Origin of the sequence: Burkholderia sp. LFS061 (genome assembly GCF_047978125.1) — a bacterium.
Taxonomy (GTDB): Bacteria; Pseudomonadota; Gammaproteobacteria; order Burkholderiales; family Burkholderiaceae; genus Burkholderia; species Burkholderia pyrrocinia_C.
The window spans coordinates 106273-129108 of the sequence record NZ_JBFPFS010000012.1; the positions used below are offsets into that span (position 1 = coordinate 106273).

Annotated in this window: 22 protein-coding genes and 1 pseudogene; 10 read left to right on the forward strand and 13 right to left on the reverse strand. The window is 68.0% G+C overall.

What is annotated here, in order from left to right; genetic code table 11:
• Positions 1-354: 354 nt before the first annotated feature.
• The 3 genes from ACNQQL_RS14010 (at position 355) to ACNQQL_RS14020 (ending at position 3464) form a co-directional block, all read left to right on the forward strand.
• Positions 355-1074 carry a TetR/AcrR family transcriptional regulator gene (locus ACNQQL_RS14010; RefSeq protein ID WP_347064444.1) on the forward strand — a complete coding sequence of 240 codons (720 nt, stop codon included), beginning with the start codon at positions 355-357 and terminating at the stop codon, positions 1072-1074.
• Between the two features lie 334 nt (positions 1075-1408).
• A complete protein-coding gene (locus tag ACNQQL_RS14015; protein ID WP_072437938.1) occupies positions 1409-2284 on the forward strand; it encodes an alpha/beta fold hydrolase in 876 nt (291 codons plus the stop codon).
• 37 nt (positions 2285-2321) lie between these two features.
• A complete protein-coding gene (locus tag ACNQQL_RS14020) occupies positions 2322-3464 on the forward strand; it encodes an FAD binding domain-containing protein (RefSeq protein ID WP_347064445.1) in 1143 nt (380 codons plus the stop codon).
• A gap of 143 nt (positions 3465-3607) precedes the next feature.
• Here the strand turns inward: ACNQQL_RS14020 and ACNQQL_RS14025 are convergent, their stop codons facing one another.
• Complete coding sequence (locus tag ACNQQL_RS14025; RefSeq protein ID WP_347064446.1) at positions 3608-4618, reverse strand: ABC transporter substrate-binding protein; 1011 nt, start codon at positions 4616-4618, stop codon at positions 3608-3610.
• 53 nt (positions 4619-4671) lie between these two features.
• Entirely contained in the window at positions 4672-5016 is a 345-nt protein-coding gene (locus ACNQQL_RS14030; protein WP_347064447.1) for a DUF3088 domain-containing protein, read from the reverse strand.
• A 486-nt stretch (positions 5017-5502) separates the two neighbouring features.
• On the opposite strand from ACNQQL_RS14030, the gene ACNQQL_RS14035 reads away from it, so the two are divergent.
• The 4 genes from ACNQQL_RS14035 (at position 5503) to ACNQQL_RS14050 (ending at position 9905) form a co-directional block, all read left to right on the forward strand.
• Positions 5503-6687: a porin gene (locus ACNQQL_RS14035; RefSeq protein WP_347064448.1), complete on the forward strand. Its 1185-nt coding sequence runs from the start codon at positions 5503-5505 to the stop codon at positions 6685-6687.
• 132 nt (positions 6688-6819) lie between these two features.
• Positions 6820-8085: a sulfite dehydrogenase gene (gene soxC, locus ACNQQL_RS14040; protein WP_204420726.1), complete on the forward strand. Its 1266-nt coding sequence runs from the start codon at positions 6820-6822 to the stop codon at positions 8083-8085.
• Positions 8078-8602 carry a c-type cytochrome gene (locus ACNQQL_RS14045; RefSeq protein ID WP_204420727.1) on the forward strand — a complete coding sequence of 175 codons (525 nt, stop codon included), beginning with the start codon at positions 8078-8080 and terminating at the stop codon, positions 8600-8602. Before soxC ends, ACNQQL_RS14045 begins: the two co-directional genes overlap by 8 nt.
• Positions 8603-8717: 115 nt before the next feature.
• The gene (locus tag ACNQQL_RS14050; protein ID WP_347064449.1) at positions 8718-9905 is read left to right on the forward strand and encodes an LLM class flavin-dependent oxidoreductase; all 1188 of its coding nucleotides are present in this window, start codon (positions 8718-8720) and stop codon (positions 9903-9905) included.
• 54 nt (positions 9906-9959) lie between these two features.
• Here the strand turns inward: ACNQQL_RS14050 and ACNQQL_RS14055 are convergent.
• The 6 genes and pseudogenes from ACNQQL_RS14055 to ACNQQL_RS14080 all read right to left on the reverse strand — a co-directional run.
• Positions 9960-10181: pseudogene (locus ACNQQL_RS14055) on the reverse strand (nitrilotriacetate monooxygenase); the annotation flags it as partial.
• A gap of 7 nt (positions 10182-10188) precedes the next feature.
• Positions 10189-11406, reverse strand: a complete 1218-nt coding sequence (locus ACNQQL_RS14060) for an acyl-CoA dehydrogenase family protein (protein ID WP_347064450.1) — start codon at positions 11404-11406, stop codon at positions 10189-10191.
• A gap of 172 nt (positions 11407-11578) precedes the next feature.
• Positions 11579-12466 (reverse strand): ABC transporter permease, encoded by an 888-nt coding sequence (locus ACNQQL_RS14065; protein ID WP_175961694.1) that lies wholly within the window; start codon positions 12464-12466, stop codon positions 11579-11581.
• The gene (locus tag ACNQQL_RS14070) at positions 12463-13440 is read right to left on the reverse strand and encodes an ABC transporter ATP-binding protein (RefSeq protein WP_347064451.1); all 978 of its coding nucleotides are present in this window, start codon (positions 13438-13440) and stop codon (positions 12463-12465) included. The genes ACNQQL_RS14065 and ACNQQL_RS14070 overlap by 4 nt, the downstream gene beginning before the upstream one ends.
• A gap of 67 nt (positions 13441-13507) precedes the next feature.
• On the reverse strand, positions 13508-14539 hold the full coding sequence (locus ACNQQL_RS14075; protein ID WP_072437928.1) for an ABC transporter substrate-binding protein: 1032 nt from the start codon (positions 14537-14539) through the stop codon (positions 13508-13510).
• Positions 14540-14585: 46 nt separating this feature from the next.
• Positions 14586-15515 carry a TauD/TfdA family dioxygenase gene (locus ACNQQL_RS14080; RefSeq protein WP_347064452.1) on the reverse strand — a complete coding sequence of 310 codons (930 nt, stop codon included), beginning with the start codon at positions 15513-15515 and terminating at the stop codon, positions 14586-14588.
• 593 nt (positions 15516-16108) lie between these two features.
• Here ACNQQL_RS14080 and ACNQQL_RS14085 point away from each other — a divergent pair.
• Complete coding sequence (locus ACNQQL_RS14085) at positions 16109-16393, forward strand: helix-turn-helix domain-containing protein (protein WP_034184404.1); 285 nt, start codon at positions 16109-16111, stop codon at positions 16391-16393.
• Complete coding sequence (locus ACNQQL_RS14090) at positions 16383-17687, forward strand: HipA domain-containing protein (protein ID WP_347064453.1); 1305 nt, start codon at positions 16383-16385, stop codon at positions 17685-17687. The genes ACNQQL_RS14085 and ACNQQL_RS14090 overlap by 11 nt, the downstream gene beginning before the upstream one ends.
• An 89-nt stretch (positions 17688-17776) precedes the next feature.
• Here the strand turns inward: ACNQQL_RS14090 and ACNQQL_RS14095 are convergent, their stop codons facing one another.
• Complete coding sequence (locus ACNQQL_RS14095) at positions 17777-18742, reverse strand: SDR family NAD(P)-dependent oxidoreductase (RefSeq protein ID WP_347064454.1); 966 nt, start codon at positions 18740-18742, stop codon at positions 17777-17779.
• Between the two features lie 139 nt (positions 18743-18881).
• On the opposite strand from ACNQQL_RS14095, the gene ACNQQL_RS14100 reads away from it, so the two are divergent.
• Positions 18882-19802 carry an AraC family transcriptional regulator gene (locus ACNQQL_RS14100; RefSeq protein ID WP_204420733.1) on the forward strand — a complete coding sequence of 307 codons (921 nt, stop codon included), beginning with the start codon at positions 18882-18884 and terminating at the stop codon, positions 19800-19802.
• Positions 19803-20015: 213 nt separating this feature from the next.
• Here the strand turns inward: ACNQQL_RS14100 and ACNQQL_RS14105 are convergent, their stop codons facing one another.
• The 4 genes from ACNQQL_RS14105 to ACNQQL_RS14120 all read right to left on the reverse strand — a co-directional run bounded on the left by ACNQQL_RS14105 (position 20016) and on the right by ACNQQL_RS14120 (position 22833).
• Entirely contained in the window at positions 20016-20228 is a 213-nt protein-coding gene (locus tag ACNQQL_RS14105) for a twin transmembrane helix small protein (protein WP_006489184.1), read from the reverse strand.
• Complete coding sequence (locus tag ACNQQL_RS14110; protein WP_347064489.1) at positions 20225-20575, reverse strand: hypothetical protein; 351 nt, start codon at positions 20573-20575, stop codon at positions 20225-20227. The genes ACNQQL_RS14105 and ACNQQL_RS14110 overlap by 4 nt, the downstream gene beginning before the upstream one ends.
• Positions 20576-20755: 180 nt before the next feature.
• Positions 20756-21271 carry an NADH-quinone oxidoreductase subunit B family protein gene (locus tag ACNQQL_RS14115; protein WP_072437921.1) on the reverse strand — a complete coding sequence of 172 codons (516 nt, stop codon included), beginning with the start codon at positions 21269-21271 and terminating at the stop codon, positions 20756-20758.
• Positions 21271-22833, reverse strand: coding sequence for an NADH-quinone oxidoreductase subunit C (locus ACNQQL_RS14120; RefSeq protein ID WP_347064455.1), 1563 nt, complete (start codon positions 22831-22833; stop codon positions 21271-21273). Before ACNQQL_RS14120 ends, ACNQQL_RS14115 begins: the two co-directional genes overlap by 1 nt.
• Positions 22834-22836 lie beyond the last annotated feature (3 nt).

A 22836-nucleotide genomic window follows, 5' to 3' on the forward strand; every position in this document is an offset into this window, starting at 1 on the left:
TGGAATGTGTCGGCTGCGCCGGCGCCCGCAATGCCGGCGCCCGACGAGATCAGATAAAGCATGTTCCGCTCCGGTTTCGCCGACCGGTCCGGCTTGCCGACTGGCATCCGGCCCGTGCGGCGGTTCGGAAGCTAGAGTAGTGAAGGCCGGCCTAAATGTCTTGGCGGCGGCCTGAAATTTTCTGAATCCGCCGGCTCGAGCGCAGGACGGGGGCGCCGGTCCGGTTCGACGCAGGGAGATCCCGCAAGGAATTCAGCGCCGCGACAAAAGCCGCGCCGCAAACCGTATTCGCGGCCCCGATCGTGCTATTTTTCGATCGATAGTTTAGGCATGCGCGCCATCAGGAGCCGAGGAATGACCGAAAGAAAACGCAGCACGCCGGCCCGCGAGCCCGGGACCAACACCGACGGCAACGCCGTCACGCCGGGCCGCCGGCTCGCGCCGGAAGCGCGCGAGCGTCAGATCGTCGAGAAGGCGATCGAGCACTTCGCGACGCACGGCTTCTCCGGCAGCACGCGCGAGCTCGCGCGGCAGATCGGTGTCACCCAGCCGCTGCTGTACCGGTACTTTCCGAGCAAGGAAGCGCTGATCGACCGTGTCTACGACGAGATCTACACGTGGGATCCCGACTGGGAAAAGCTGATCTCCGATCGCGCGGTGCCGCTGCAGGAGCGGCTCGTCGCGTTCTACCGCGCGTACGCGCAAACCATCCTGCGGCGCGAATGGATCCGCACCTTCATCTTCGCGGGGCTCAGCCGCGAGGGGTTCAACACGCGCTACCTGTCGCGGCTGCGCGAACGCGTATTCCTGCCGGTGCTGCGCGAGCTGCGGTACGAATACGACATCGCCACGCCTGCGACGGAGGCCCAGCGCAATGCGGAAATCGAACTGGTCTGGAGCCTGCACGCGAGCATCTTCTATTTCGGCGTCCGCAAATGGGTCTACGGCCTGCCGGTGCCCGACGATCTCGACACCGAAATCGAACGGCTGATCGACGCATTCCTGCACGGCACACCCGCCGCGCTGAAGCAGCTCGCGTCGGGCGCGACCGGCCGCCGCCGCCGGCGCGCGTGACGCGGCGGCGGCCGGCGATCGCGCTCGGATCGCGTGCAATCGCGGCGCGACGCTCGACGACGGTCGAATTGGCATCCTGCATTTTTACGCCCTGGCGCCTTCGTTGGTCGTGCCGATCGTCGGACCGCCGTTTGCGGCGCGATTCACGCGAGGGTCAGCGGACACCGGCCACCCGGCCAGGGCGCGATCGTGATGAAGCGGTCGATGCCGGCCGTACGCGCCACCAGACGAATTCAGAACAATTTATCCGGCGCACCGCGCGCTTCGCCTATCCTCGACAGGCATTCGCGCCCACGCCTGCCGCGCGCGGGACGAACCGAACAGGGACCGTCACATGACCATCGCCACGCCTTCGATCACCCATCACACCGTCACTGCGAACGGCATCCGCCAGCACTACATCGATGCTGGCAGCGGGCCCGTCGTCGTCCTGCTGCACGGCTTCCCGGAAACCAGCTTCGCGTGGCGCTTCCAGATCCCCGCGCTGGCGCAGCGCTACCGCGTGATCGCGCCCGACCTGCGCGGCTACGGCGAAACCGACAAGCCGGCCGCCGGTTACGACAAACGCAACATGGCGCGCGACCTCGCCGAACTGCTCGACACGCTCGGCATCGGCCGCATCGCGCTCGTCGGGCACGATCGCGGCGCGCGCGTCGCGACGCGTTTCTCGAAAGACTTCCCCGAGCGCGTCGAGCGGCTCGTCGTGATGGACAACGTGCCGACGCGCATCGTCGCGCAGAACATGACCGCGCAAACGGCGCGCGCGTACTGGTTCTTCCTGTTCCACCAGGTGCCGGATTTGCCCGAAGCGTTGATCGCCGGCAAAGAGGCCGAATGGCTGAGCTATTTCTTCTCCGACTGGTGCTACAACCCGCACGCGATCTCCGGCGACGCGTTCGACACGTACGTGCGTGCGTATCGGCGTCCGGGCGCCGTGCGCGGCGCGCTGGCCGACTATCGCGCGAACGCGGAAGACGTGAAGCAGGATCTCGTCGATGCGGACGTCCGGATCGCATGCCCGACCATGGCCATCTGGGGCGAGGATTTTTATGCGGTCGGCAAGATGTTCGACATGAAATCCGTGTGGGAAAGCATGGCGACGAACCTGCGTGCCGAGCCGATCGCGCAGTGCGGCCACCTGCCGCAAGAGGAGCAGCCGGAGCGCGTGAACGCGCTGCTGCTCGACTTCCTGAAGCACTGGGAAGGCTGAACCGCCGCGCGCGACGGATCATCGGGAGGAAGGAACCATGAGCGACGTTTCGGGCCCGCTGGCGGTCGTCATCGGCGGATCGGTGGGCGGGCTTTTCACGGCCACCGCGCTGCGCGCGGCCGGATGGCGCGTCAAGGTCTTCGAGCAATCGCCGAACGACCTCGACAGCCGCGGCGGCGGCATCGTGCTGCAAGCGCCGATCGAACGCGCATTCACGTTCGGCGGCGTGCCCGTGCCGCGCGATGCGGGCGTCGATTCGGTCGACCGGATCTATCTCGACGAGCACGACCGGATCGTGCAACGCCTGCACATGCCGCAAACGCAGACCGCGTGGAACGTGATCTACACGGCCCTGAAGCGCGCGCTGCCGGCCGGCGTCGTGCACGCCGGCGTATCGTTCGAGCGGTTCGCGCAGGAAGGCGACCGCGTGATCGCGCATTTCGCGGACGGCCGCGTCGAGCAGGCCGACCTGCTGGTCGGCGCCGACGGCGGCCGCTCGAACGTCCGCGCGCAACTGCTTCCCGAAACGCGGCCCGCGTATGCGGGTTATGTCGCGTGGCGCGGGCTCGTCGACGAGCATCTGCTTCCCGACACGGTGCTGCGGGTGCTGCGCGACCGCTTCACGTTTCAGCAAGGCGACGCGCACCTGCTCCTGACCTATCTGGTACCCGGCCGCGACGGCGCGATCGAACCGGGCAAGCGGCGCGTGAACTGGGTCTGGTACCGGCGGCTCGCAGCGGATCGCCTGCCGTCGCTGTTCCTCGCGCAGGACGGCACGCAGCGCGACGGGTCGCTGCCGCCCGGCGCGATGCGGGACGACAACCGGCTCGAACTCGTGGACGCCGGCCGCCGGATGCTTGCGCCGACGCTCGCCGCGCTCGTCGACGCGACGCAAGCACCGTTCGCGCAGGCGATCCTGGATCTCGCGGTCGACCGCATGGCTTTCGGCCGCGCGGTGTTGCTCGGCGACGCGGCCTGCCTCGTCCGGCCGCACACGGCCGCCGGCGTCGCGAAAGCGGCGGAGAATGCGGTCGGTCTCGCCGATGCGCTGCGCGGCGTCGTGCACGGCCCCGCGTTCGACGCCGCGCTGTCGCGCTGGGAGGCCCGTCAGCTCGCCGCCAATGCGTCGCTGTCCGAACTCGGCATCTCGCTCGGCACCCGGATCATGGGGCGCGCATGACCGGCCATCGGATGCGCGCGGTGCATCGTTCGATCATGCGATGGTCTCCGACACGTTGCCGTCGACTGGCGAAGCGGCGGCGCAACCTTTTATTTTTCAAGTGCTTGAACCAGGCGCCGGTTTCATTCGAGCGCCGGGACCGGTCATGTACCCGCCGCAACCAGCGAATTAAACGACGTATCCCAGAACGGCGCGACATTCGCCGGCCCGTCCAGCACGCCGATGCGAGCGAACACATCCGCGACCTGCTGATGCTGCGCCACCACGTCGGGCGTCACCGGCAGCAGCGCATAGTCGTCGCTGCGCTGCTCGAACATCGCGACGAGATCGGCAACCGGCACGCGCGTCTCGCGATTCTGCACGAGCGCATAGTCGCGGAAACGCCCGTTCGCCCACGCATACGCGTGCCGGAACCGCAGCAGCAGATCGCCCGTCGCGGCACGACGGCGCGCATCGTCGAGCGTGCGCGGGTTCGCGTAGACCGGAAAATTGCCCGACAGATAACCCTTCCCCGTCTTCAGCACGCGCGCGCCGTAGCGATTGCGCGCGAGCTGGCCGTTGTAGCCGTAGATCGCCCACGCGTCGATGTCGCCGCGATCGTATGCGGACAGACCATCCGTCGGCGACAGGTTGATCGGCTGGATGTCGTCGAAGCTCAGGCCGGCCTCCGCCAGCTGGCGATACAGGAAATAGTGCGACGTCGTCGCGCGCACGTAGCCGACGCGCTTGCCCTTCAGTTCCGCGATGCTGCGGATCGGCGTGTCCTTGCGCGCGAGCGTGACCTGGTTGTTCAGGTCTTCGCGTGCGCGGGAGATGAACCGCACATTGGCCTTCTGCCGCGCGGCGAACACCGCCGGAATTTCGCTACCCGAACCGATATCGAGCGCATCCGCATTGAGCGCCTCGATGTGCAGCACGCCGTTGTTCAGCTCGCGCCATTCGATCCGGTACGGCGTGTCGCCGAGGCCGGCCGCCTGCAGCAGCGCGCGCCAGCCGCCCTTGTAGGTCGCGACGCGCAACGTCGTGCCGGCGAGATCGGCATTGACGGCCGGCGCGGCGAACACGGCCCTTGAGGAAAACGGGGCCAGCGGGGCCGACACGGCCGCGGCACCGGCGAGCAGCAGGCGGCGGCGCGCCGCCGAAATTGACGACATCGGATGCTCCTGTCAGTCGGATCGGAATCGGACAAGAAGTGAAAGCCACCGCATCAATGAAGCACCGGAAACCCGTGGCGTTCGGCCAGCAGTTCGAGGATGCGCCGCGCGTCGGTGACGAAGCGCACGTCGCCGAGCGTCCGCGCGTCGTCGGGCGCCGGCTGGTCGCGGCCGAGCACGAGCACCGGCAGGCCCTGGTGCGCGTCGTCGAGCGCGTCGATCACCGCGTGCCGCGGCCGCTCGAAACCGATTCGCTTCACGTCGATGCGGCCGGCGCGGTCGGGCGCGCTCGCCAGCAGCCCTTCGATCGACAGTCCATGCGGACAGACGAAGCGTCGGCCCGGATGCTTCGGATCGCTAAAGCCCGGTTCCAGCAAAAACAGCACATCGCGACTCATGTCAAACGGCTCCCGTGTTCGTTGTACGACCGGGACGAACGCGCGCGTCGGCGCCCTCGTGTTCCCGGAGCATGCCGGCCCGCGACCGGATGCCCGACTCTACCGTCACGCATCGCACTGCCCTACCAACGTTTTGCGAAATCGATATGCGGCCGCGCATAGCGCATCGGCCATTCGCCGCACAGGGGGCGTTGCATAAAAGCATCGCGAGCCGCCCCGCATGCATTGCGGACATCGAACGATTTCATCGATCGATATGACGGCAGCCGCACGTTTGCAGCGCTCGACGTTCGCCGTCGGTGCGATGCGTTCGCCGCAGCATGTGCGCCGGACGCGATCGCGACGCACGTGTCGAGCGTGCGGCGACGCACATTGCAAATCCGCCGCGCAGCGATTTACAAACCACGGATCGACCGTTCAGCGCGGCGCCCGTCGTCAATAGCATCGTGATCCTCGCAGACGTAGTCATAAAAGCAGAGGATGGTCATGATCAAAAAATCGGTAGTCCTGGGTTTGGTTTCGATCGGTTCGGTCGGCGCGCATGCGCAGAGTTCGGTGACGTTGTACGGCGTCGTCGATGCCGGTATCGCCTATACGAACAACCAGGGCGGCGCGAGCAACATCCAGCAGACGAGCGGCAAGCTGAGCGGCAGCCGCTGGGGCCTGAAAGGCGCGGAGGATCTCGGCGGCGGCCTGCAGGCGGTCTTCACGCTCGAAAGCGGGTTCCGGCCGAGCGACGGCGGGCTCGGCCAGGGCGGCCGCCTGTTCGGCCGCTCCGCGTACGTGGGCCTCGCGAAGAAGGGGCTCGGCACGCTGACGTTCGGCCGCCAGTACGAGCCGATCACCGATCTCGTCGCGCAGTACTCGGGGTCCGGCTTCTGGTCGCCGGCCACGCACGTAGGCGACAACGACAACCTGAACCAGAGCTTCCGGCTCAACAACGCGGTGAAGTTCCGCAGCGACACGATCGCCGGCTTCACGGCCGGCCTGCTCTATGCGTTCAGCAACCAGGCGAACGGCGGCGCGGGCACCGGTTTCTCGAACAACAACGCGTGGGGCGTGTCGGCGAACTACGTGAACGGCCCGCTGTCGCTCGGCGGCGGCTACGTGCGGCTCAATCATCCGAACGCGACGTCGAATACCAGCGGCGCGGTGGGCGGCGCGACCTCGACCACCGGCAACGACTACAGCGGCGCATTCTTCTACGGGCTGAACGGCGGCGTGCTCAAGCAGCAGATCGGCGCCGTGGGCGCGAACTACGCGCTCGGCCGAGCGACGCTCGGCTTCGCATGGAGCCACACGCAGCTCGACTATGTCGACGGTTCGTCGCGCAAGTTCAACAACTACGACGCGAACGCGCGTTACCAGATCACGCCGGCGGCCACGCTGATCGGCGTCTATACGTTCACCGACGGGCGAGCGAGCGGCTTGCCGGGCACCGGCGGCCAGACGCTGAAGCCGCGCTGGCACCAGTTCACGCTCGGGTTCGATTACGCGTTGTCGAAGCGCACCGATCTCTACCTGTCCGGCATCTACCAGCTCGCGGCCGGCGATCCGAGCACGGCAACGTCGGGCGGCTATCGCAAGGTCGCGGCGATCTCGAACATCGGCAGCGCGTCGTCGACGAACCGCCAGGTCGCGATCGTCAGCGGGCTGCGCGTGAAGTTCTGACGGCACGCGCATCGGGCGCGGCGCGATAAGCACGATAAGCAAAGCGGGAATCGTTGTTTGCCGCGTCGCGCCCGGTTGCCGAGAATGTCCGTTTCCCCGCGTGCGGCCGCCGCACGCGATACGCGTTCGACCATGACCGATTCCCGTTTTCCTTCCCGCCCGCCGCGCACCGGCCGGCGCGCGGCGCTGCGCCAGCTCGCCGGCGGATGGGCCGCCGCGCTGCTGCCTGCCGGCGGCGCGCTCGCAAGCCAGCCGCTCTCCCCGCTGGACGTGCCGCCGTGGACCCGTTCGCCGGGCGCGCCGCTGCTGTCGCCGCCGTACGGCGTGCCGGGCCCGCACGAACGCGACGTGATCCGCCGCAGCGCCCGCACGCCTGCGCTGCCCGGCTCCGGCTCGTCGATGACGCCGCTCGCCGACCTGTTCGGCGACCTCACGCCGAACGGCCTCGTGTACGAACGTCATCACGCCGGGGTGCCCGAGATCGATGCGCAGCGCCATCGCGTCGTCGTGCACGGCCTCGTGCGCGAGCCGCGCGTGTTCACGATCGACGACCTGCTGCGCTTCCCGTCCGAATCACGAATCCACTTCCTCGAATGCTCGGGCAACACCGGCAGCGAATGGAACGGCCCGAGCGGGCTGCCCGTCCAGTTCACGCACGGGCTGCTGTCGTGCTGCGAATGGACCGGCGTCCGGCTGTCGACGCTGCTCGACGAAACCGGCGTCGACCCGTCCGCGCGCTGGCTGCTCGCCGAAGGCGCCGATGGCGCGGCGATGACGCGCAGCCTGCCGCTCGACCGGATCCTCGAACGCGCGCTCGTCGTCTATGCGCAGAACGGCGAGCGGCTGCGCCCCGAGAACGGCTACCCGGTGCGGCTGATCGTGCCGGGCTTCGAAGGCAACACGAACATCAAGTGGCTGCGGCGGCTGAAGCTGGTTCGCGCGCCGGAGATGACGCGCGAGGAAACGTCGAAATACACGAACCTGCTGCCCGGCGGCTGCGCGCGCCAGTTCGTGTTCGAGATGGACGCGAAGTCGGTGATCACGCGGCCGTCGGCCGGCCATCGTCTCGCTGCGCACGGCTATCACCCGATCGGCGGCTACGCGTGGTCGGGCCGCGGCCGGATTCGCGCGGTCGACGTATCGACCGACGGCGGCCGCACATGGCGACCCGCGCGGCTCGCCGGCGACGTGCGCGATCGCGCATTGACGCGCTTCGAGGCCGACTGGGTCTGGAACGGCGAGCCGGCCGACCTGCAAAGCCGCGCGACCGACGACACGGGCTACGTGCAGCCGACCCGCGACGCGCTCGTCGCCGCGCGCGGGCTCAATTCGCAGTATCACTACAACGGCATCCAGAACTGGCGCGTCGGCACGGACGGCGAGGTGCGCAATGCGTAAGCCGCTCGCCTGCCTGCTCGCTGCGTCCGTGGTCGTGTCGAACGCATTCGGTGCCGGCTTCGGCCTCGGGCAGCCGGTCGACCGCGCGGCGCTCGCCGCGTGGGACATCGACGTCGCGCCCGACGGCAGCGGCCTGCCGCCCGGCTCGGGCACGGTGGCGCGCGGCGGTCATGTGTTCGCGGACAAGTGCGCGATGTGCCACGGCGCCGGCGGCGAAGGCGGCGTCGGCGATCCGCTCGTCGGCGGCCTCGGCTCGCTCGCGGGCACCAAGCCGAAAAAGACCGTCGGCAGCTACTGGCCGTATGCAACGACGCTGTTCGACTACATCCGCCGTGCGATGCCGTACAACGCGCCGCAATCGCTGAGCGCGGACGACGTCTACGCGGTCACCGCATACGTGCTGCACCTGAACGGCATCGTGCCCGATGACGCGCGGCTCGATGCGCGCACGCTGCCGCGCGTGAAGATGCCGAACCGCGACGGCTTCGTGCCCGATCCGAGGCCGGGCCGGTTATGACGCGGCGCGATCCGCTCGCCGTGCAATCCGCAGTCGTTCCCGCGCGAACTGCCGCAGCGCGTGCGTATCGTCTTCGTCCGGCTTCAGCGCGCACACACCCCGCAAGGAACCCATCATGAGCGACATCTCCCTCGCCGCCCCCGTCGCATCGTCGCCGTTCGTCGACGTCCGCTCGCCGGCGGACTTCCCCGACAGCCCCGTGTCGCGCACGCTCGCGCAGCCGCTGATGCTCGGGCTGTTCCTGCCGATCCAGGCCGGCGGATGGAGCGCATCGACGCTGCCGCGCTCGACCGACTGGACCTTCGACTACAACGCCGACCTGGTCGCGCGCGCCGAAGCGCTCGGTTTCGATCTCGTGTTCGCGCTGTCGCAGTGGCTGCCGAAAGGCGGCTACGGCGGCGTGTTCGACGGCCAGGCACTCGACTCGTTCATGACGCTTGCCGCGCTGACCGCGCGCACCGAGCGGATCATCCTCGTCGCGACGAGTCATGTGCTCTACGGGCCGTGGCATCCGCTGCATTTCGCGAAATTCACCGCGACGCTCGATCACATCTCGCGCGGGCGCTGGGGCATCAACGTCGTGACCGGCCATCGCGCGATCGAGCACGAGATGTTCGGCTGGAACCGGATCGAGCACGACCGGCGCTACGAGATGGCCGCCGAATTCCTCGACGCGGTCCAGCAGTTGTGGGCGCAACCGGACAATTTCAGCTACGCGCCCGCACTGTCGAGCTGGCGCCTGGGCGGCGCATTCGTGACGCCGAAGCCGCGCTACGGCCGCCCGCTGCTGATCAACGCGACCGGCTCCGACGCCGGCATCGATTTCGCGGCGCGCTATTCGGACATCGTGTTCGTCACGAGCCCGGCCGGCCCCGACGTCGCCCTCGCGCTCGACGCGCTGCCTGCGCATACCGCACGCGTGAAGGCGGCCGCCGCGGCACGCGGCCGGACGATCCGCACGCTGCTCAATCCGCTCGTGATCTGCCGCGAGACGGCGGCCGAAGCGCGCGCGTACCGCGACGCGATCGTCGCGCACGCGGACGAAGGCAGCTTCCACCGCTTCGACAGCGACGCGCATGCGTGGCGCGGCGGCTTCGAACAGCGCTCGCAGGCAGCGGCACGCGCGATCGGCGGCAATATCTCGATCACGGGCTCGCCCGACGAAGTCGCCGACACCATCGTGCGACTGCACCGCGCGGGCATCGACGGGATCCAGTTGAGCTTCTACGACTTCAAGCCCGATCTCGACTTCTTCGGCGAGCGCGTGCTGCCGCTGCTGCGCGACGCCGGGTTGCGGCGCTGAAGTCAGTCAGGCGCCGGACACCTCGCGCGCCGCTGCAGCGCGACGCACTGGCCGCTACAACCCGAAGTGGTCACGCAGCGTGCGACCCGCATAGTCGCTGCGAAACAACCGGCGGCGGCGCAGTTCGGGCAGCACCAGCGCGATGAAACCGTCGAGCCCGCCGGGTAGCGTCGGTGCCATCACGTTGTAGCCGTCGGCGCCGTAGCACACGAACCGCTCCTCGAGCTGGTCGACGATCTGCCCCGCCGTGCCGACGAGCTGCCAATGGCCGCGCGCGGCAGGATCAGAACACGCGCCCTTCGGTCAGGTGCGTCGTCACGCCGTTCAGTTCGTAGTCGCCGATCACGCGCGCCTTGTGCAGCAACGGGTTGTGGCTGAAGATCGTGCGCAGGTTGCGCCAGTGCCGATCGAGGTTGTGTTCGCGCGCCGTCGCCGACGCGCCGCCGACTTCGAACAGCCGCTCGGCCGCATGCAACGCGAGCTTGCTGACGATCAACTGCGTGCGCGCGGTCGCGAGCGCGCTGTCGAGCACGAGCACATGCGCATCGGCGTCGCCGGCCTCGATCGCGTCGGCGGAGCGGTCGAGCGCCCGCGCGTTTTCGCGCACGAGCCCATCGATCGCGTGACTGTGTGCGGACAGTTCGCCGACGATCTGCTGGATGAAATGATCGTCGCGCGCGGTCGGCGCCGGGCTGTGCAGCGCCGGGCGGCCGTGCGCGAGCACGTAGCGGCGCGCATCGGCGACCACGTTGCGCACGATGCCCGCACCCGTCGCGACGAGATGAAGCTGACGCAGCGCGCCGCAATGGCGGCCGACGAGCGACGAACCGTCGCGCGCGGCCACTTCGTCCGCGAACACCTGCACGTCGTCGAGCAGCAGGCTGCCGCTCGCGGTCATGCGCTGCCCCATCCCGTCCCAGTCGTCGAGCACCTGCACGCCGTCGCGCGCCACCGGAATGATCACGGCGAGCGCGTCGCCCCGCTCGTTCTCCACGTTGATACGCGCGAAATCGGCAAACGCGGTGCCCGTCGAATAGTATTTGCGCCCCGTCACGCGATGATGAGCGCCGTCCCGGCGCAGTACGGTCGTGTTCTCGCCGGGCCGCGACGTGCCGCGCTCGGTCGATGCACCGCCGAAGATCGCGCCGGCCAGCGCGCGTTCGAGCTGCACGTCGTTGAACGGCGTGCGCGGCGACAGCCGCAGCGTCTCGGTCATGTCGTAGTGGATGCGCAGCGCGTGCGCGAGATTCGAATCGGCCGCGGCCAGCGTCGCGATCGTGTCGAACAGATCGACCAGCGTGCCTCCGAGGCCGCCGCGCGCCACAGGAATCCGCAGCACGCCCAGCGCCGAGCGCCGGAAAATCGCGAAGCCTTCGAACGGCAGCTCGCGGCGCGCCTCGCGTTGCGCGGCATCCTGCCCGATCGCATTCGCGAGATCGGGCAGCGCGGCGAGCGCGTCGCGCAACGCGTCGCGCGGGTCGACGGCATCACGGGCAGTCATTCGGCGGTTCCTTATGCGAAAAGATCGGGAGCGTCGCTGCGTCGCGTGGTCGAGGCATTCGCGACACGGCGCACGCGCGGCATCGCAAAGTATAGGGACGCACCCGGCGCGCGCGAAAAACCGATTTCAGCTTTTGTTATGCGCGCGCCGGGAATGGCGGCGCACCATCGCGTCAGTGCTGGATGCCCCAGCGCCGCACGGTCGCGCGTTCGAGCGTGTCGAACACGAGGTTCTCGACGAGCAGGCCGATCACGATGACGGCCGCGAGACCCGCGAACACGCGGTCGGTATACAACTCGTTGCGGTTCTGGAAGATGTACCAGCCGAGCCCGCCCTGCCCCGCGCTCGCGCCGAACACGAGCTCGGCCGCGATCAGCGTGCGCCACGCGAACGCCCAGCCGACGCGCAGGCCCGACAGGATCGACGGCAGCGCGGCCGGCACGAGGATCAGCGCGATCTGGCGCAGGCCCGTGAGGCCGTAGTTGCGCCCGGCCATCCTCAGCGTGGCCGGCACGCCGGCGAAGCCCGTGTACATGCTGAGCGCGAGCGGCCACAGCACCGCGTGCACGAGCACGAACAGCAGGCTGCCGGTGCCGAGCCCGAACCACAGCAGCGCGATCGGCAGCAACGCGATCGACGGCAGCGGATTGAACATCGACGTGAGCATCGTCAGCAGGTCGCGGCCGATGCGCGTCGATACCGCGAGCGACGTCAGCGCGAACGCGAAGAACACGCCCAGCGCGTAGCCGCGCAGCAGCACCGACATCGAGATGCCCGTCTTCACGAGCAGCTCTCCCGACTCGATGCCCTGCACGAACGCGGCCAGCGTCGCGCCGAAGGTCGGCACGAGCAGATCGTTCGCGACGATGCGCGCGACGATCTCCCATGCGGCGATCAGCACGAGCGCGATGACGCTGCGGCGAAACCAGCCCGCGCCGGCGATGCGGCGCAACAGCGGGGCCGGCGCCGCGCGTTCGGCGTCGGGCAGCGTGTCGAGCGTGCGTTCGTATTCGGCGCGAACGGGCGGCAGCGGCGGCAGGACCGGATCGATCGTGCTCATGATGCGGCTTCCTCGGTCGTCGGCGCGTTCGTTGCATCGGTATCGAACAGCAGGCGATGGATCCGCGCGACGTTGTCGCGGAAGTCGCCGGTGTCGACGCTGTCGAGCGAATGCTCGTGACTGTTGAGTTCCGCGCGCACGCGGCCCGGATGCGGCGACAGCAGCAGGATCCGGTTGCCGACGACGAGCGCTTCCTCGATCGAATGCGTGACGAACAGCAGCGTGAAGCGAAACTCGTCCCACAGCCGCAACAGTTCCTGCTGCATCTTGCGGCGCGTGAGCGCGTCGAGCGCGGCGAACGGTTCGTCCATCAGCAGCACGCGCGGCTGCATCGCCAGTGCGCGCGCGATCGCGACGCGCTGCTTCATGCCGCCCGACAGCGTGTGCGGATACGCTTCGGCGAATGCGCCCAGCCCGACCTTGTCGAGATAGTGCAGCGCACGTTCGCGTGCTTCGGCACGCGACAGCTTCGCGGCGGCGCGCAACGGAAACGCGACGTTCTCGACGACCGTCTTCCAAGGCGGCAACTGGTCGAACTCCTGGAACACCACGATGCGGTCGGGCCCCGGCCCGCGCACGGGCCGGCCGTCGAGCGCGATCGAACCCGACACGGGCTCGATGAAGCCGGCAATTGCCTTCAGCAGCGTCGACTTCCCGCAACCCGACGGGCCGAGCAGCACGAAGCGGTCGCTGCCGTACACGTCGAAGCTCACCTGGTGCGTCGCGCGAACGATCCGCGCGCCGCTTCGGTATTCGAGATTCACGCGGTCGATGGCGAGCAGGCGTTCGCTGTGCGCGCCGGCCTGCGCGGGCCGGATCGCCGCGCGCGCGTCGGGCGCGGCCTGGGCGGCGGGCGACGCGCCGCCGCGCGCCGCATACGGCGGCAGCCAGGTTCGGGGAGAGGTGGCGTTCACGATCGAATCTCTTGCGGGTAAAGCGTCAACATACGGCCGGGCATCGCGTGGACCAACCAACGATTGCGCATATCGAAACCGTGCCGACGCATAAGCGTCGATCGCGGCGTCGAAGCGGCGGCACCGCTCAACTGCCGCCGGCGGTTGCCGGATCGTCGAAGAAGTAGTCGCGCCACGACTTCGGCTCGTTGCGGATCGCGCCGGTGCGATGCATGAATTGCGCGAGCGGCAGCGTGTTCTGCGGCGCGGTCTTGAACTGCACCTGCGGATTGCGCAGGATCTTCAACAGCAGCGCACGATCGATCTTCGACGCGTTCACGCGGATATAGGTATCGGCCGCGCGCTCGGGGTCGGCCGCGATCTGCCGCGCGGCGTCGGCCAGCGCGGCGACGAACGCGCGGTAGGTCTTCGGGTTGTCGTCGCGGAATTTCTCGGTGGCGTACAGCACGGTCGCCGAGCTCGGGCCGCCGAGCACGTCATAGGAGTTCAGCACGATATGCGCATTCGGGTTGCCGGCAAGCTCCTGCTCCTGGAACGGCGGATTGCCGAAGTGGCCGGTAATCACGCTGCTGTTCGCGAGGATCGCGGCCGTCGCGTCGGGGTGCGGAATCGCCTGCGTGAGCGCGTCGAGCTTGTCGAACTGCTTGTCGCCCCACTGCTTCGCGGCCGCGTACTGCAGCACGCGCGACTGCACCGACACGCCGACCGCCGGCACCGCGATGCGGTCCTTCGCGCCGAGGTCGGCGATCGTCTTCACGTTCGGATTGCTGCTCACGAGGTAATACGGGAAATTGCCGAGCGACGCGACGCCCTTCACGTTCTGCCGGCCGCGCGTGCGGTCCCACACGGTCAGCAGCGGCCCGACGCCCGCGCCCGCGATATCGACCGCGCCGGACAGCAGCGCGTCGTTCACGGCCGCGCCGCCCGACAGCCGCACCCAGTCGACCTTGATGTCGATGCCGGCCTTGCGCCCTTCCTTTTCGATCAGTTGCTGGTCGCGCGCGACGTTCAGCATCAGGTAGACGACGCCGAACTGCTCGGCGATGCGGATGCGGCCTTCCGCGTGCGCGGCATGCGGTGCGAGCGTGCCCGCAAACGCGAGCGCGGCGGTGAGCGTGGCCGCCAGCGCGCGGCGCGCCGGCAAAAACGAAAACGACATCGGAACTCCGGTCGGAATGGGGCGAAAGAATGACGCGGCACGCGGCTCAGAAAGGCGCGTCGCCTTCGATCGTCGTGCGGTACAGCTTGCGGCGCAGATGGTCGGGCGTGCCGGCGGCGAGATGCATCAGCGAACGGTTGTCCCAGAACACGAGATCGTGCTCGCGCCACCGGTGCCGGTACAGGTGTTCGGCGCGCACGCTGTGCGCGAACAGTTCGTCGAGCAGCGCGCGGCTTTCGTCGTCGGGCAGGCCGACGATGCGCGTCGTGAAATGCTCGCTGACGAACAGCGCGTTGCGGCCCGTTTCCGGATGCGTGCGCACGACCGGATGGACGACCGCATCGACCTGCGCGATCTGCTCGGGCGACAGGTTCGGCCGCCACGGGCTGCGCGCCTGCAGTTCCGCATAGCGCGCGAGATACGTATGCTCGGCGCGCCGCCCTTCGATCGCACGGCGCAGATGGGCCGGCAGCGTGTCCCACGCGAGATGCATGTTCGCGAACAGCGTGTCGCCGCCCTCCGCCGGCAATTCCTGCGCGTGCAGCAGCGAACCGAGGCTCGGCTTCTCCTTGTACGACAGGTCGGAATGCCAGAAATGGCCCGCGTCGCCGAGCCCGATCGGCTTGCCGTTCTCGACGATGTTCGACACGATCAGCACCTCCGGGTGGCCGGCAAGCGCGAACTGGTGCAGCACATGGATCTGCAGCGGGCCGAAGCGGCGGCTGAATGCGACGTGCTCGTCCGGCGTGATGCGCTGGTCGCGAAACACCAGCACGTGATGGTCGAGATGCGCGCGATGGATGCGCGCGAAACCGTCGGCGTCCAGCGGCCGCGACAGGTCGAGGCCGACCACTTCGGCGCCGAGCGGCGCGTCGAACGGAACGATGTCGAAGCGCTGCGCCGCACCGCCTGGCCGCGATGCGGGCGGATGCCCGGCGGAAAGCGTTGCGGCGTCGCGGATGGCGGTAGTCGTCACGGCACGGCCCCTGATTCGGTCAAAACGCGAATCTACGAGTGCGTGCCGGGATGCGTCAACGAAGCGATTCGGATACGTTTATCTGCCGCGGTCATAAAGATCGCTGCTCGGGCATACGTGCGGCAACGGGCGGTTGCGCCGCGCGCGAAACCGTCCGATCGGAACCTTCAGTCATGTCGATCGGGTGACGGGTCACGGAATGGACTGACGTGCCGCGGTCATTCCAACGATGTCGACGCGCGCTGCCGACCGCTGCACGGCGGCATTGACGCGCGCCGTACGATCGTCGGACCGGCGTGCACGCTCATGTCGGTCCGGACGAGCACAACGTCGCGTCGGCGCCGATGCACGCCGTCCCGTGCCCGGGTTGCACGCGCGGCAGGCCGGCCCCGTCGTGCGCGCCAATCACGTATCCGCCCGGATACGGAAGTGCCGCCGCCCGCGATTCGATGCCATCCGGTTCCCGATCGGGAACGAAACAATTATCCAGTCACCTGCTGAGCACTTTCGTTTCCGAACGAATACGAATCAATGCCCGAACCCGCAAATTGTGCAATACTGTTCCCGCTCAGATACGAAGCACGGAGAACGTCATGCCGGAGACTCGGTCCGTCAACACGATCGGCGCCCTCGCCAACCTCATTCGCGCCGTGCGGCTCCAGCAGGGGTTCACGCGCGACGAACTCGCGAACGCCACGGGGCTTTCGCCGAAATTCATCAGCCAGGTGGAAGCCGGAAAGCCGACCGCCCAGATCGGCAAGGTGCTGCTGCTGCTCGGCGAGCTCGGCGTAAGCCTGTTCGCGCAGTCGTCGATCGAGATTTCGGCGGAAAACGCGCTCAAGGCCGCTCGACGCCGCAGGAGCAGCCATGGCGGCTAGAACGTTGATTGCATCCGCGAACGGATTGCGCATGGGCAGGCTGACCGACGACAAAGGCATCTGGTCGTTCACGTACGACGCGCAGTGGCTCGCCTCGCCGCACGCGTACCCGCTGTCGCCCGCGTTCGCGCTGCGCGCCGGTACCTTCACCGACAGCTCGACCGATCGCCCGGTCCAGTGGTTCTTCGACAACCTGCTGCCCGAAGAAGGCATGCGGACGTCGCTCGCGCGCGAGGCGCAGGTCGATGCCGCCGACGCGTGGGGCCTGCTCGCCTACTTCGGGCGCGAATCGGCCGGCGCGCTCACGCTGCTGGCCGAAGGCGAGCAGGAAGCGGCCGGCAGCATGCAGCCGCTTGCGCTCGACGAACTCGAGCGCCGCATCCAGGCGATGCCCGAGCACGCACTGACGGCCACCGCGCCCAAGCGCATGTCGGCAGCCGGCGCGCAGCAGAAGCTGCTGCTGATCCTGCGCGGCGACGCGCCGGACTATGCGCTGTTCGAACCGGTCGGCAGCGAGCCGTCGATGCATCTGCTGAAGCCGGACATGCGCGCCGCCGGCTACCCGCATTCGGCGATCAACGAATTCTTCTGCATGAAGCTCGCGAAGCGGATGGGCCTCGACGTCCCGGCCGTGCATTTTCTTCGCGCGCCGTCCGCGTGCTACGTGATCGACCGCTTTGACCGCGACACCGCGTCGGAGCCGGCCGGGCGCCTGCACACGATCGATGCGATGCAGTTGCTGAACTACGATCGCGGCTTCAAGTACCAGCGCGCGAACGCGGAGGAGCTCGGCCGCGCGATCGGGCAGACCAGCACGCGTGCACGCGCGCGCCTGTCGGTGTTCCGCTGGACGATCTTCAACGTGGTGGTCGGCAATGGCGACGCGCACCTGAAAAACCTGTCGTTCTTCGTCGACGCGCGCGGCTACCGGCTTGCGCCGTTCTACGACATCGTCAGCACGGTCGTCTATCACACGCCCACGCACCGGCCCGACCATCGCGGCGATCACTGGCCGCACTGCGAACTGACGATGCCGCTCGGCACGGCGACGCGGTTCTCCGATATCGACATGGGCGCGCTGATCGCGTTCGGCAATGCGCTCGGGCTCAAGGAGAAGGCGGCCGAAAGCGAGCTCCGGCGCTTTCTCGAACCGCTCGATCGCAGCGTCGCGCAGACACTCGATGAAGTGCGCGAGATCGCCCGCCCGGATGCTGGGGAGATGCGCCTGCTGAACTCGATTGTCTCGATGCCGATCGCGGAGATGAGCCGCGCGCTTCGTCAGGCGCGCGGATGAGCGGCTTTCTGCGCTCGCGCATCGGCCGCACGACCGAAGGTGTCGCTCAGCGTCCGGTTTCAACGCGTTGATCCGCGTGAACACTTGCGTCAGCGGCGCACCGCAAAGGCATCGACGCCCGTCAATTCCGCCGACCATGTCCACAGACGTGCCGCCTCCTCGGGATCGATCGCATGTGGCCGCACGCCCGCTTCCTCGTTTCCCCGCGTGACCACCGCGACGTCGCAATCCTCGCAGTAGACGCCGCCGATACCGGCGAGGCGCGGCGACGTTGCTGCCCATACCTGCGTCGCCGCACCCTGCGCAGGTGTCTTGAAAGTCGGATCGATGGGTGCCCCGTGCTCGTCCACCCAGCCTTGCGCCATCATCTCTTCGCGTGTCAGATGTCGCTGCAGCGGCGTCGCGATCTTGCCCGGATGCAGCGAATAGGCGCGGACGCCGAACCGGGCGCCGAGCACATCGAGTTGCACCGCAAACAGCGCGTTTGCGGTCTTCGACTGTCCGTACGCAAGCCATTTGTCGTAGCCGTGCGCGAACTGAATGTCATCCCAGCGAATCGGCGACAGTCGATGCCCGAGCGACGACACCGCGACCACGCGGGCGCCGTGGCCGTGCGCGAGCGCAGGCCACAGCCGGTTGACGAGTGCGTAATGACCGAGATGATTGACGGCCATCTGCGCTTCCCGGCCATTGCCGACCCGCGTCTCGGGACACGCCATGATGCCCGCGCTGTTGATCACGATATGCACGTCGCGCCGCGCATCGACGAACCGCGCGGCGAATGCGGCCACGCTCGCGAGATCGGCGAGGTCGAGTGCCGCAATCTCCACGCCGGGCAAGCCGCGCGTCGCTTCGCGCACGGCAGCGGGGTTGCGTGCGCCAACGACGACGTTCGCGCCGGCCTGCGCCAGCGCGCGCGTCGTTTCCAGGCCGAGGCCCGAATGCCCGCCCGTGACGATCGCGGTTTTGCCGCGGAGGTCGAGGTCGGCCAGCACGTCGCTTGCCGTCGACGCGGCGCCGAATCCGGAATGAAGGGGTTGCTGCCTGCTCGTCATTGAAGGCTCCAGGAACGATGCGTGAAGCACGCGACCGCCCGTCGGTCACGTCGCTGCACGAAGTCATTCTCCGATCACGCACCCGGACTGTGAATGCAATAGAATCCGGTTTTTCGTCGAGATCGTCCGGAGATAACGCGTGGATCCACTATCCGAGGTGCTGTCGCTGCTGGAAACGCGCGATTCGTATTTCATCGGCTTGCGAGCCGGCGGCGATTGGGCGGTCGCCATTCCGCCTCCCGACGGAATCAAGTTCAACGCGGTCGTCGAAGGGAGCTGCTGGCTGAGCGTCGACGGCGCGGGGCCACCCATCCGGCTGCGCACGGGGGACTGCTTCCTGCTGGCGGCGCCGCGGGCATTTTCGCTGGCGAGCGATCCGTCGGTCGCGCCGGTGCCGGCCGCCGACGTGTACCGGCATGTCGATCGCGGTATCGCACACTATGGCGAGCCGGCGGATTGCTTCCTGATCGGCGGCCGCTTCTCGTACGAAGAGGGCATGCCGTTGCTGCTCGGCAGCCTGCCGCCCGTGGTCGTCGTGAGCGGCGACTCCGAGCAGGCGGCCGTGCTGCGCTGGGCGCTGCAGCAACTCGCGCATGAATTCGTCGCGTCGCCGCCGGGCGGGTCGTTGATGGTTCGGCATCTCGGACACATGATGCTGGTGCAGATCCTGCGGCGCTACGTGGACGACGGCGCGAACGGCGATGTCGGATGGCTCGCCGGGTTCGCGGATTCGAGGGTGAGCGCGGCGCTTGCCGCCATTCATGCGGCCCCCGCGCGACGCTGGACCGTCGACGAACTCGCGACCTGCTGCCACATATCGCGTTCGACGTTCGCGCTGCATTTCAAGCGGCGGCTGGGATTCGGGCCGCTCGAATACGTGCTGCGCTGGCGGATACAGCTCGCGATGCGGGAGCTGAGACGCTCCAGCGCATCGATATCGGCGATCGCGCAGACGCTCGGCTACGACTCGGATAGCGCGTTCGGCCATGCGTTCAAGCGCATCGTGGGCTGCTCGCCACGCGCGTATCGCCATGACATGACCAACGAGTCGGGCAGCTAGCGCCGTTGCGCCGGTCGTTACCGCTTCTGTTGAAACCCGAAACCCGCTTCAGCCGCGCAAGCGTTGCTGCAATTCCGTCAATCGCCTTCAATCGCATCAATCATATCAATCGCATCAATCGCATCGGGATAAGTATTCTTATCACAACACCTCGATTACTGAATCAAACTTGCATTTGAGAAAACGCCCCGCATGCAGCGGGGCATGCCCCGCTCAACGCCCGATCGGCAATCCGGTCGGTTCGATCCAGCCGAGCTTGTACGCGATCAGCAGCGACAGAAACAGCGTGACCGACAGCCCGACGCGTGCCGCGAGCGACCACGCCATTCGCTTGGACTTGCCGCGATCGTGATTCATGAAATACAGCGCGAAAATCAGGCTCGCGATGATCATCGCGAATGCCACGGAGACCAGCAGGGTTTTCATGGGTGTTGCCTTTGAAGATCCGAATCGGCCTGAATCAGTTCGGCCAGTTTTTGTCGTTCGTCCGCGATGCCGCCGACGCCTGATGCCGGCCAGTCCAGCGCGACGCCGTTGCCCAGCGAATCGCGCACGAGTGCCTGGTAGCGCCGGTCGTTGATCCGGCCGTGGTCCATCGCTTCCGAGATCTCGTGCCGGAACGGCAGCGGGAAACCTGCATACGCACGCGACAGCGCCGCATATTGTCTCGCATCGATCTCTTTCGACGATGGTATGACGGTCCAGATCACCACGGCCACGATGGCCGTGAAAGGGATCGCCGTGTAGCGAAGAATGAATTTGCCAGGTGTCATGAAGCAGGAGTCGAAGTCATGGCGAACGAGCCGGATATCCGGCTCGCCAGCCGATAAAAGCGGGGATGAAAACAGGATTCTGCCGCGTTCCCGGCGCCCGTCGCGTCGCACGCCCTGCCGCGGCACGATGAACGCAGGATCCCCGAACGAACGCGCTGAAAATCGCCACGGCCCGCCTCATCAAGCGCCGCGCGCCCGGCAGGCCGTCAGGATCCCGCGCAGCAAGTCGCGAGGCGGCGGCGGGCAGCCGGGAATCGTCACGTCGACCGGCAGGATCGACGCAACCGGGCCGCACACCGCATAGCTGTCGGCAAAGATGCCGCCCGTGCACGCGCACTCGCCGGCCGCGACGACGAGCTTCGGCGCCGGCGTCGCGTCGTATGCGGCGAGCACGGCCGCCCGCATGTTCAGCGTCACGGGCCCGGTCACGAGCAGCAGGTCCGCATGGCGGGGACTCGCGACGAACTTGATGCCGAGCCCCTCGATGTTGTAGTAGGCGTTGTTCAGCGCATGGATCTCCAGCTCGCAGCCGTTGCAGGATCCCGCGTCGATCTGCCGGATGCAGAGCGCGCGCCCGAGCAGATCGAGAATGTCCTGCCGGATGCGCCCCTCCTCGCGACGCCACGCGTCCTCCGCGGCCGGCACGGGCTCGTCGGGAAAATCGGTGCGCGCAAATTGCCGGATAAGCTGCCACATCAGAGGTCGTGCCCCGCGTAATTCAGGTTGAACGATTTGTTGATCAACGGAAAATCGGCAACGATATTGCCGATGATCGCATGTTCGAGCGCCGGCCAGTTCTGCCACGACGGATCGTGGCAATGGCACCGCGCGATCGCGTCGTCCGCTTCCGTCTCGAGCGCGACGAATATATCGCCGCGCCATCCCTCGACCCAGCCGATCCCGCGGGCAGGCGCCGCGGCGGTCGCCACCTCGACGGCGACCGGGCCCGCCGGCAGATTCGCCAGCAGCACGCGCATCACGCGCACCGATTCGTCGATCTCGGCGAACCGCACGGCCACGCGTGCGGCAACATCGCCGCGCGGATCGCTCGCCGCGTTGACGGCGACCTCGTCGTACGGCGCGGAGCGCATCGCCGCGCGCACGTCGAACGCGTGAGCGCTGGCGCGGGCGGCCAGGCCGCGCACGCCGAAGTGCGCGGCGACCTCGGCGGTCAATCTGCCGGTGCCCACGAACCGGTCCTGCAGCCCCGACTGGTCTTCGTAGATTGTCCGCATGACGCGCACGTCATGTTCGATGCGTTCGCACGCGTCCGACAGGCTCGCGACGCTGTCGTGCCCGACGTCGACCGCCACGCCGCCGGGCACGATCCGGTCCATCAGGTATCGATGCCCGAACGCGCGATCGTTCATCCGGACCCAGTCCTCCTTGAGCCGGGAAAACTGCGCGAGACCGAACCCGAACCCGGCGTCGTTGCCGAGCGCGCCGAGATCGCCCAGGTGATTCGCCACGCGTTCGCGTTCGAGCAGGAGCGCGCGCAGATACAGCGCGCGCTTCGGCACTGCGGTGCGGCACGCGTGCTCGAGCGCCATGCAATAGGCCCACGAGAACGCGACGGTCGAATCGCCGGCGATCCGGCCCGCGACCCGATGGCCGTTCGACGCGGCCGTCCGCTCGAACAGTCGCTCGACGCCGCGATGCGCGTAGCCGAGGCGTTCCTCGAGGCGCAGCACCTTCTCTCCGACGACCGAAAACCGGAAATGTCCCGGCTCGATGATGCCGGCGTGGATGGGCCCGACCGCGATCTCGTGCACGCCGTCGCCGGCCACCGGCACGAACCGGTAGTTCGCCTCGTTCGATTCGAACGCCTCGACACCGGTCGCCGATCGTTGCAGCGGGAAATAGTCGTCGGGCCAGTTGCCGTGATTGAGCCACGGCCGCGCGTCCTGCGCGCCGCGCGCGCTCAGGCCGGTCAGGTCGAAGATCGCCCGCTGCATCCGGGCGGCGGACGGAAACAGCGGCGCCAGGTCGGGGAAATCCCCGCCGGCGTCGGGCTGCCTCCCGGTCGCGAGACGCACCCACAGGATGCCGTCGTCGCATTCGTACGCGGCATTCACCGCGAAACCCGCGTCGCGCGCTTCGCCGCCCCACATCGCGACGAGCCGGCTCCGCTCCGACCGTGCGACGCGCGCCGTCTCGAGCCACCCCGCCGGGTCGACTTCCATCAGCGCAGCGCGCACCTGGCCCGCCCGGCATTCGAGCGGGACCGCGGCCTCCAGGGGTATCGATTCGAGTCGCATGCG